The organism is Sulfurovum sp. bin170 (genome assembly GCF_010892395.1).
Taxonomy (GTDB): domain Bacteria; phylum Campylobacterota; class Campylobacteria; order Campylobacterales; family Sulfurovaceae; genus UBA1140.
Window position 1 is genome coordinate 1 of the sequence record NZ_JAACKB010000421.1, and the last position, 9,675, is coordinate 9,675.

The 9,675-nt window shown below is 34.9% G+C and carries 11 protein-coding genes; 3 read left to right on the plus strand and 8 right to left on the minus strand.

Annotated features, from left to right (window positions below):
- Nucleotides 1–288 (minus strand): FtsW/RodA/SpoVE family cell cycle protein (locus tag GSY74_RS09965; RefSeq protein WP_164664952.1); only part of this gene is annotated, 288 nt, incomplete at its 3' end.
- A 197-nt stretch (nucleotides 289–485) separates the two neighbouring features.
- Here GSY74_RS09965 and GSY74_RS09970 point away from each other — a divergent pair.
- From GSY74_RS09970 to GSY74_RS09980, 3 genes are all read left to right on the plus strand, one after another.
- A complete protein-coding gene (locus GSY74_RS09970) occupies nucleotides 486–2,387 on the plus strand; it encodes a penicillin-binding protein 2 (RefSeq protein WP_164664953.1) in 1,902 nt (633 codons plus the stop codon).
- Nucleotides 2,388–2,590: 203 nt separating this feature from the next.
- On the plus strand, nucleotides 2,591–3,142 hold the full coding sequence (locus GSY74_RS09975) for a DUF1439 domain-containing protein (protein WP_164664954.1): 552 nt from the start codon (nucleotides 2,591–2,593) through the stop codon (nucleotides 3,140–3,142).
- 89 nt (nucleotides 3,143–3,231) lie between these two features.
- A complete protein-coding gene (locus GSY74_RS09980) occupies nucleotides 3,232–3,594 on the plus strand; it encodes a diacylglycerol kinase (RefSeq protein WP_223157528.1) in 363 nt (120 codons plus the stop codon).
- Nucleotides 3,595–3,782: 188 nt separating this feature from the next.
- Here GSY74_RS09980 and GSY74_RS09985 read toward each other — a convergent pair whose 3' ends face one another.
- From GSY74_RS09985 to GSY74_RS10015, 7 genes are all read right to left on the minus strand, one after another.
- Nucleotides 3,783–4,598: a YihY family inner membrane protein gene (locus tag GSY74_RS09985; RefSeq protein WP_164664955.1), complete on the minus strand. Its 816-nt coding sequence runs from the start codon at nucleotides 4,596–4,598 to the stop codon at nucleotides 3,783–3,785.
- Between the two features lie 62 nt (nucleotides 4,599–4,660).
- A complete protein-coding gene (locus tag GSY74_RS09990) occupies nucleotides 4,661–6,034 on the minus strand; it encodes an FAD-binding oxidoreductase (protein WP_164664956.1) in 1,374 nt (457 codons plus the stop codon).
- Nucleotides 6,031–6,723, minus strand: coding sequence for a plasminogen-binding N-terminal domain-containing protein (locus tag GSY74_RS09995; protein ID WP_164664957.1), 693 nt, complete (start codon nucleotides 6,721–6,723; stop codon nucleotides 6,031–6,033). Before GSY74_RS09995 ends, GSY74_RS09990 begins: the two co-directional genes overlap by 4 nt.
- Nucleotides 6,724–6,811: 88 nt before the next feature.
- Nucleotides 6,812–7,999, minus strand: a complete 1,188-nt coding sequence (locus tag GSY74_RS10000) for a fatty acid desaturase (protein ID WP_164664958.1) — start codon at nucleotides 7,997–7,999, stop codon at nucleotides 6,812–6,814.
- Nucleotides 8,000–8,120: 121 nt separating this feature from the next.
- The gene (locus GSY74_RS10005; RefSeq protein WP_164664959.1) at nucleotides 8,121–8,552 is read right to left on the minus strand and encodes a hypothetical protein; all 432 of its coding nucleotides are present in this window, start codon (nucleotides 8,550–8,552) and stop codon (nucleotides 8,121–8,123) included.
- Nucleotides 8,553–8,969, minus strand: coding sequence for a hypothetical protein (locus GSY74_RS10010; RefSeq protein ID WP_164664960.1), 417 nt, complete (start codon nucleotides 8,967–8,969; stop codon nucleotides 8,553–8,555).
- 2 nt (nucleotides 8,970–8,971) lie between these two features.
- Nucleotides 8,972–9,675 (minus strand): AAA family ATPase (locus tag GSY74_RS10015; RefSeq protein WP_164664961.1); only part of this gene is annotated, 704 nt, incomplete at its 5' end.

Sequence of the window (9,675 nt, forward strand, 5' to 3'; positions counted from 1 at the left end):
ACCTACACTACGAACTAGGTTATCGGAGAGAAATGGCATAATCAAGAGTATAAATAGAAAAAGCAGAAATATCACTACTCCAATGGGTTTAAACCATCTGTCTGGGTCTAGTTTAGAGAGTATTATTATAAGACTAACTCCTATAGATACAGCTATTAGTTGGCGTATAAAAAAGTGTGTATCTGAAAACCCATGCTGTATTACTGTATATGCAGATAGTGAGTAGCTCATAAGTAGACCCATAAGTAGGAGTATAATAGTTGCACCAAATAGAGGTTTGTCAATCATATATTTATCTTTTTTTTGTTAGTTTACGGTATTTTATCGAAAGTTTGTAAAAAAAATAGTAAAATGACATGAGTTTTTAATAGACATCTTGTAAAATTAGGAACCGATGGCTTTAGCCTCGTCATGTTTGGGAATAAACTCTCCGATTCCAAGTAAATTTTGCAAAAACTCTAATATTTGATTAACATGGGAAAAGTATGAAAGAAGAGTATACAGGAAATAGAATTATAAGATATAGAAGTAGTATACTGCTTGGTATATTTATGATTATTGCTCTTTTGTTGGTTGTTTTTCTTATTACAATTGCTGTTACTATAAATGGTAAAAGAGATACAAATGGTAGATTTGCAACGATAGAGGATAAAGCTACTAGAGGTTCAATCATCTCTTCTGATGGTTATGCCTTGAGCTATAGTCAAAAGCAGTATAGAGCAGAGGTTCATACGCTAAGTATAGACCCCAAAAAAAGAGAACTGTTTTTTAATCTCTTTAGCATATATAGTGGAATCCCCAGACGAGAGATAGAGCGAAAATTTAGGGGTAGTGATGGCGAAGCAATCAAAGGCAGAGTCATTCTTAGTGACAATATAGATGTACGATTGGCAAGTGATTTAATATCATTGGGTCATAAGATGAATAGAATGAAGATATTTAGACCACTAAACATAAGAAAGCCTCATCTAGTTTTAGGTTTAGATATTATTGCATATAGTGAAAAACGATATTTCCCCCATAAAAAGCTTCTGACTCCAACTGTTGGTTATATGCAGGTAAAAGATGAAGATGGGTACAAATCTCCTATTGCAATTAAAGGGTTAGAAAAAACATACTCATCTTATCTGCTACCTGATACTGATGGTTTGATTAAAGGGAAAAGAGATGTTTTTGGAACTGTTATTCGAACAGGAAAAAGCAAAACTATTCTCCGTGCTGATGGTATGAACCTACATCTCAATGTAGCTTTAGGTTTTCAACAATCTGTAGAAAAAGCTGTGGACAAGATGAAGAGACAGGTTGGTGCGGATGAGATATTGGTTGCTGTAATGGATTCACAAACAGGTAAGGTTTTATCTCTGGTCTCCTCTGAACGATTCGACCCTGACAATATTCGTCAAAGAGATGTAAAGGCACTCAATCCTAATTTTTCAGAGTATCTATATGAACCTGGGTCTGTTATAAAGCCACTAACACTAGCCGTTGCACTTGATAATAAAAAAATTAACTTGTCTCAAAAGATAAAGCTTGGTGGAAAGCACAAAGTAAATGAGAACTATACTATTACTGATGATAGTTATTTTAAATCTTTGACACCCATAGGTATTATCACCTACTCATCTAATATTGGAATTGCTAAAATCGCTTGGAAGCTCTCTGGAAAAGAGCTATATGATGGTTTTCGTGGTTTTGGACTCTCTCAAAAGAGTGGAATTGACCTATCAAAAGAGTTAAAGGGTAAAATACAACCACCCTATAAGCTAGACTATCCAACCTATAGTGCAAACTCTGCTTATGGGTATGGTATGTATACAAACTTTATGCAGTTGGTAAAGGCGTATAGTGCTTTCAATAATAGTGGCATGGCAGTAACTCCAAAGATAGTTGACTATCTATCTGATAGTCGCAACAGAAAATATGATATAAACCGTGATACTTACTCCCTCAAAGCCTGTTCTCCTAAAACAGCCGAGAGACTACACACTATTTTGATGAATGTTGTGGAGAAAGGTACAGGCTCCGCTGCACAGTATGATGGTTTGGAGGTAGGTGGCAAGACTGGAACAGCACATATCGCATATAAAGGTAAATATATAGAGGAGTATCACAGTAGTTTCTATGGTTTTGTCAATGATAAGTTTGGTAACAAATATACAATAGGTGTTCTTTTTGTAAAACCTAAAAAGGTATACTTCGCTTCACAAACAGCTGCACCTATGTTTTTTGATGTAGTGAGCGAGATGGTAAAGTTTGATTATCTACAACCAGATGAGTTGTTAGCAAAGCTACATCTAAGTAGAAGAGCAGATATGCGTAAACGAAAAAGAGATGCTTATGCCAGAAAAATAAAGGCATACAACAAAAAACATGGGATTGACCAGTAGGGGTAGACCCATGTGTCTACCCTCCAAAGTTTAAATTAGGAATCGATGGCTTTAGCCTCGTAATGTTCGGGTGTGAACACGCCGATTCCGAAAATGCAGATGGCATAGTCGGAAACGATGGCTTCAGCCTCGCTAATTCATTGGCATTGGGCTAAAGCCTCCGATTCCAAACATGAAATACCAAAACAAAATAAGGATAAAAAATGTTAAAAAAAATCGTAGTAATAGGAGCCTTTTTAGGGCTGTTTAGTGGATGTGTTGGGGTTGACCCACAAGGTAGAGGATACTCATTTGCCGTGCCTATGGGAATGGTAAACTCAACACTTGCAGAGAAGTTCCCTGTAGATAGAAAACTCAAATATGGAATAGTAAGTGGAATCCTCAATATCTCCAATCCAAATATATTAGGACAAAAAGGAAAAGATAAACTAGGCGTTGGAACAGCATTTAAGTTTACAAATTTTTTAATTCCAAATGGTATATCAGGAAATATCCAACTAGCTTCTGGCGTAAGCTATGATGCAAAGAGTCAAAATCTATTTCTAAAAAACCCAATGATAAGTACGATAAAGTTTCAAGACCAATCTCTAATGAAAAATCTTCCTGATGGAATACAGAATGCTATTGGTCTTATTATTGCGGAGACAATCGCTAAAAAACCTATCTATAATCTAAAAAAAGCAAGTTCTATGACAGGGTTGGTAAGGGGAATAGATGTTCGTAATGGACAGATATTTGTTACATTTGGACTGTAGATGAAATATTTATATTTCTCTCGTCAAGGACGAAGCTTTAGTGAGAGGAATTTGAAAAGAGCTTTTGCTCGTTTTAAAGGAGAACTAAATTGATAAATAATAAGCCTAAATATACTATATTTAATAATGCAAGATATGCACTAGAGGGGTTTGTTCATGCTGTTAAAACAGAGACTTCGTTTAAAATAGAACTGGCTTTTGCCGTTCTATTTTTTCCTCTTATCTATCTTTTGCCATTTGAGTTGATATATAAGCTTGTACTTATTGTTACTTTTGTAATGATTCTAATTACAGAATTGCTAAACTCTGCTATAGAGAATGTAGTTGATTTGGTTACTAAGCAGAAACATCCACTAGCAAAAGCGGCTAAAGATATTGGGGCTACGGCTGTGCTTTTTTCTGTTTTGCTTCATCTGTTATGTTGGGTGATTATTGGAGTTGAATATTTATAATTTTATTACAGATATACCGACTTTTGTTACAGCATAATTTTTTCTACAGAGTAGAAAGACCAATGGTTTTATAAGTAGTTTGTGCATATTGAGTTCCTTTTTTTTATTAATTTAAACTTATAAACGAATTTTAGCAAATTTTCTTAATAAAGTCAATATGTTTTATTCTATTTTATCTCTTCTATCTCTTAATCTCTATCCAAAATATAACAAAACTTCAATCCATGTAGAAAGATAGCCCAAGATATATATATCCAAAGGAAAAAGAAGAGTAGGGTGCTAATACCTCCATATATACTTGTATAGGTTTTGTTATGAAGAACATAAAACACAAAGCCACTTTTTGAAAGATACCAGATTAGTGAGGTTATAAAAGAGCTTGTTAATGCATCAGAGACCTCTATGGGTCTATTTGGTGAGATTTGATAGGCGATATAAAATGTCATCCAGATGACAAAATATGGCAAAAAGTAGTATAGATGAATCACAGAGGTGATGCTATTTTTATCTAAATATGTCTGAATTGTTGATGATAGAAAAAAAGAGCTACCTATCATTATAGGGATTATTAGTAGCAATAGCACATATGTCTTAATCGCAGCAAATAGATTTCGTGTAGGGGTAGAGAAAATATCATTGACAATATAGTCATAGTTTTTGAAGAACATAATAGCCGCAAAAGAGACATAAAATGCTCCCACATAACCAAGCTCATCAGAGTTCTCCATAAAAGAGTTGATATAGCCCATAACCTCTTTTGAGTCTGTAGGCATAAGATTAGAGAATATAAGCTCCTCTACCCTGCTATACATCGAGTCAAATAGAGGCATAGTAGTATAGATAGAGAACATTATAACCATAAGTGGGATAATAGAAAAGAGAGTACTCCAACTCAAACTAGAGGCGAAATGCCCTAGCTTGGCATCTAGTAAATCAGCAAAAAAATCTCGAATAAATATAAAATAGTTTTTGAGAATTATTTTTATTGAGCGTTTTTTTTTCATTTTTTCTCCGTAGGGTGCAATTTATTGCACCACATGTAATTAAAGGTGCAATAAATTGCACCCTACAAGCCCATCTTCCCTGGATTTAAAATATTATTAGGGTCAAATGCCTTTTTGATGTCTCTAAACATCTGCATCTCTTCATCGGAAAAAGCGATTCCCATAAAAGGAGCTTTGCTCGTACCTATTCCGTGTTCACCACTTAGTGTTCCACCCATCTCGACTACCATCTCAAATATCTCCTTGATGCACTTGTGACCCTCATCAAGTTGTGAAATATCTATCATCACATTGACATGGATATTGCCATCTCCTGCGTGACCAAAACATGGAACCTTGAACTTATACTTATCACCTATCTCATAGATTCTCTCCAGAGCTTTTGGCAACATAGAACGAGGCACAGATATATCCTCATTGAGCTTCTTGTTTCCAAAAATAGTAATAGATTGTGAAGCATTTTTCCGTGCATACCATAGCTCTTTTGCCTCATCATCATTTTTGGCGATTCTGAATTCACTGGCTCCATTCTCTTCAAAGGAGGCTTGGAGAGTTTTTAGTTGAAACTCAACCTCCTCTGGCACATTTCCATCAACATCACCAACCAAAACAGCTCCTGCCTCTGTTGGTAAATCCACGCCAAGTTTCTCTATAAGTGCTTCGATAACCAACTTGTCCAAAAACTCCATTGCCACAGGATTAGCTCCTGCAGAGAGTGATTTGAACACGGCATTCATAGCGTTATCAACTGATGGGAAAATCCCCATATAGGTCTTTTTATATTTTGGTTTTGGGATAAGTTTTAGTGTTAGTTCGGTCAAAACAGCTAGTGTCCCCTCCGAAGCTATCAAGATACCTGCTGTGTTGTATCCTGCCACATCTTTTATCGTCTTTTTACCTGCACGGATAATATCACCATTGACTCTTACTGCACGAAGAGCCATTACAAAATCTTTGGTAATCCCATACTTGGCGGCTCTCATACCACCTGCATTTTCACTAACATTACCACCAAGAGTCGAATACTCCTCACTAGCAGGGTCTGGTGGATAGAATAGACCTTGTGCTTCTGCTCTCTTTTGCAAATCCATATTGATAACCCCTGGTTGCACCACAGCTACCATGTTCTCGGTGTCAATCTCTAGGATTTTATTCATATGTTTTTCCATCGCCATAATGATACCACCGTTGGCAGGTAATGCTCCACCTGTAAAGCCACTCCCTGCTCCACGAGGGGTAATAACAATTAGATGCTCATTACAGTACTTCAAAATATCACTTACATCTTGTTCGTGTCGAGGGAAAATAACTGCATCGGGTTCAAATCGTGTACGCGTAGCATCGTAGCTGTAGGCTATCATGTGGGCTTTGTCATCATAAATATTTTCACTACCCACTATTTTTGTTAGTGCTTTGAGGTGCTGTTTCTCTATCATTTAGTTAATCTCTCGATGCCTTTGTAGTACTCTTCAAACTTTTTTGTATCTTCTGAACTAAATATATCAGTGCTTATCTGTTCAAATCGTGCATAGAATGGAGATTGTGCATTGTCAACTTTGAGACTCAAAGGCTCTTTGCCTAGATATACTCCACTAATAGGGTCAAGTGTGAGTAGACTATCTTTTGTAGCAACTAGTACTAATCCAACTTGGTTTTTCCCTGCAAATGCTTTTAGATTTTCTAGGTTTATATGGATTTCATCATTGCTAATCAGATGCATAGCATAGCTGTCAGGGTGTACCCAAGATTTTTTGATAGACTTTGTAATCTCTCTATAGCTTCTTCCATTGGGTGCGATAAGAAGTACATTGTTATAGAAGTTTCCAAATATCACTCTGTCTCCTTTTTTTGCTATGGTTTTGATACTTGGTAGCTTTACATGGCTTAGTATACTATAAGATTCAAGAGTAGCTTGATTGTCTCCTTGGCTTACAATAGTATGGGTAATGGCTGAGAGTTCATTCCCGTAGTCGTGTACCACAATTCCACTCATCCCTTTTGGTATATTTTTTGATAATTGAACGGTTCCGTTATTAATAGCTTGAATGGTTGTCTCTATAGTTTTTGGTAGCTCTATTGCCATCAATGATAGTGTTGTTAGTGCAATAAGTAGAAGTTTTTTCATCGTTTTCCTTGAAAAATTTAATTGTACGATTATACTTGTAAAAGATTAATTCGCCCTAAATTTTTCAAAGAGTAAGATATGAGGAGGTTTAAACCCCATCAACTCTTAGTAGTTTTGTTTTTCCAACCATAAGGTCAATCGTCATGCTCATTCGTTTAAATACTGACTCTTGTCGATACTCAAGATTGTGTTTTTTACAAATATCTTTAATAAGTGGTTGTGTTTTTTGGTAAAAACTCAAAGGCATATCTGGGAAAATATGATGCTCCACTTGGTAGTTGAGGAATCCATGTGCATAGTCAATCAGATCTGAACCTGTATTGTAGTTAACCGACCCCATAATCTGACGAAGATAGAACTCCCCAGTCCCTTTGTATGGCTCGTTAAACATATAAATATCCTCTGCTGAGTGGTTAGGCACAATCACCAAAAATGAGTGAAGATTGGCAAAAAACTCTGCTATTACTAAAACAATTAGTGCTGTAATAACAGCAGAAACTCCAAGTGGCAAGAAGAGTGCAGGAATAAGAATAAAGTGAACAGAGAAATAAGGAATATAGTAATCCCACCAAAGCTCAAAACCAAAAGGCTTTCTAGGATCATACTCGTAGTCAAGTATCTCCATCTTATTGTCCTCTTTCAGCTTTTTGTTTCTTAAAATTCTTAGTGTGTTGGGTGCATAGTAGGTAAACTTCCATGTTCCCGCAAATACATAAACAAAGATTCGTCTTAGCCACATTGGTGTCTTTGACTGGATAAGCCACTGCATGTTTCGCTCAACATTATCAGGGTCATCGACTTCACCAAGATGATAGTGGTGCATGATATTATGCTCATACATCCAAGCATCTGGCTTAATCCAATCAAGCCAATCAAGGTATCTTCTGCTCCCCTGTGCATAGTATTTCTTTTTGTATTTATTAGGGATATTTGGTACTTTGTCATACGCTCCATGTAGTACAGGATGAGTGACATTCGCCCATCTACCAACATTACCAGTACTAATAAGTACGGCTGCTACAATCGCCAATGGCCAAAAAACAAAACCACTAATCCCCCCAGCACTAAGCTCCATAAGAGCAATTATCAGTATTAAAGCAAAACCTGAAGCGGTTGCAATTCTCCCCCATCTCTCCATCTTCAATAGATGTTGAAAATCCTCTTCAGAGGGTGCTCCTATGGTCTCTTTTGCCTCCTCAATATCTTTTTTGAGTTGTTCTTTGTCTATCTGGTCATATGGTGTATATTGATGACTCTGTGACTCTAGCTTTGACATACCTATCCTTTTAAGTTTGATGTTTTAAGCTTTATTATATATAAACTAGTATAATAAGCTTAATAATCTATGGTGATAAGTATATAAAATTTATTTATTGAATATTTGGTTACATATGAGATTAATCATCATAACAAACAGCAACATTATCCATTATTTTAAACCAATTTTTTGAAAAATATTTTTTGATGTAGCTTTTGGAGTGGGGGATAAAACAGCCAATACAGTTTTGGTGGATGGCATTATCTGATTTGTATTGGGTTCCATCTTTTGAGTCTATATCGCAGTATGAGAAGAGTGTTCGATTTTTCTCTTTTTTAAATCCATTATCATCAAATCTAAAATTTGGACAGGCACAGAGGTAGCAGTTGAGTTCTTCTATGTCGTGGCATTTTTTATTCTCTTTATAGAGAGGACAGAAGTTTGGCTCTTTTTTTTGCATATTTTCGAATTGGAAATACTCTATTAGTTCATTATTACTTAGATGTGAGAGTTTATTTACTATCTCTTTGTGTTTTTTGCCGTGGGATTGGAACCATGAGGTGTAGGACATTTAAACGATAATCTCTTTCGTTTTTGTATCAATAAAAAGCTGAATATTATTTTTTCGTTTGAACTCTTTTTTTAGTTTTTGAGAAGAGGTTGAAGATTTTGGAACCCTTGACGCTACTATATAACACTCTTTTGGAATATTTTTATGTACAGATAGACAATATTTTATAGTTGCCTCCAACTGTTTTATTCCATGCTCAATATTTTTACCTTTTAACTCTACATAAAATATCTGTTTTATCTCTTTATCAATAATCTCAAAAAGATAATCACACTTTAGACCTGATGAGATATAACATCCATCTACTTCTACTTTATTGATACTTAAAGATGAACTGTTATTGACCCTAAATGTTCTTCTGTTTTCACTAACCGATATTATTTTATCTGTTTTAACTTCATTGCAACTAGAAATCATTATTAATCCAGTTTAGACAGGAGTTTATCAAAGTTATTGTTAACTTCATCAGAGATAGAATCTATAAGATTAATACCAATCAATCTATCTTCTCTATCCATAATATCAATGGATTTTCCATCGATTATAGTATAAGCATTCACATCATCAAAATTAACACAATGCTTCTCTTCTACAATATTTTTTATTGCCTCTACACCTTTTTGATTTTTTACATCATTTGCTAGTATTAAATTATTTAGTGCAGTTAAAACATAAGGGCTATGGGTCATCATAAACAGTCTGTTTTCATCTGTTATATGTTCTATAATATACTCTATTGTCTCTTTTTGTGCTTTTGGAAAAAGATTTTGTTCTGGTTCTTCGATAATAATTGAGTTGTGTCTATTAGCAAAATATTTAACAGTTAAATAGAGTGGTAATGCAGATTGAATACCACTTGAACTAAACTCTAATGGTAAATAATCTTTATCATTAAAATAAACTTTATGTCTATCTAAACCATCTCCATTTACATATTTTACATTTAGAAATTCTAGCTCTTTTAACTCATTTCCTGCTTTTTCAAATTCACTAGAGAAGTGAAGTAAGAATTTTGGTAATGGTACTTCAGCAACTAGTAGTGTAGTAAGAGACTTATTAAATAAAGATATTAAATTTCTTTCTGCTGGAATATATTGAGTTGTCAATTTATTATCAGAAATAA

Coding starts and splice junctions, on each gene's coding strand:
- GSY74_RS09985 (WP_164664955.1), bottom strand. CDS start 4,598: ATGAAAAAAAAACGCTCAATAAAAATAATTCTCAAAAACTATTTTATA.
- GSY74_RS10005 (WP_164664959.1), bottom strand. CDS start 8,552: ATGTCCTACACCTCATGGTTCCAATCCCACGGCAAAAAACACAAAGAG.
- GSY74_RS09975 (WP_164664954.1), top strand. CDS start 2,591: ATGTTAAAAAAAATCGTAGTAATAGGAGCCTTTTTAGGGCTGTTTAGT.
- GSY74_RS09970 (WP_164664953.1), top strand. CDS start 486: ATGAAAGAAGAGTATACAGGAAATAGAATTATAAGATATAGAAGTAGT.
- GSY74_RS09995 (WP_164664957.1), bottom strand. CDS start 6,723: ATGAAAAAACTTCTACTTATTGCACTAACAACACTATCATTGATGGCA.
- GSY74_RS10010 (WP_164664960.1), bottom strand. CDS start 8,969: ATGATTTCTAGTTGCAATGAAGTTAAAACAGATAAAATAATATCGGTT.
- GSY74_RS09990 (WP_164664956.1), bottom strand. CDS start 6,034: ATGATAGAGAAACAGCACCTCAAAGCACTAACAAAAATAGTGGGTAGT.
- GSY74_RS10000 (WP_164664958.1), bottom strand. CDS start 7,999: ATGTCAAAGCTAGAGTCACAGAGTCATCAATATACACCATATGACCAG.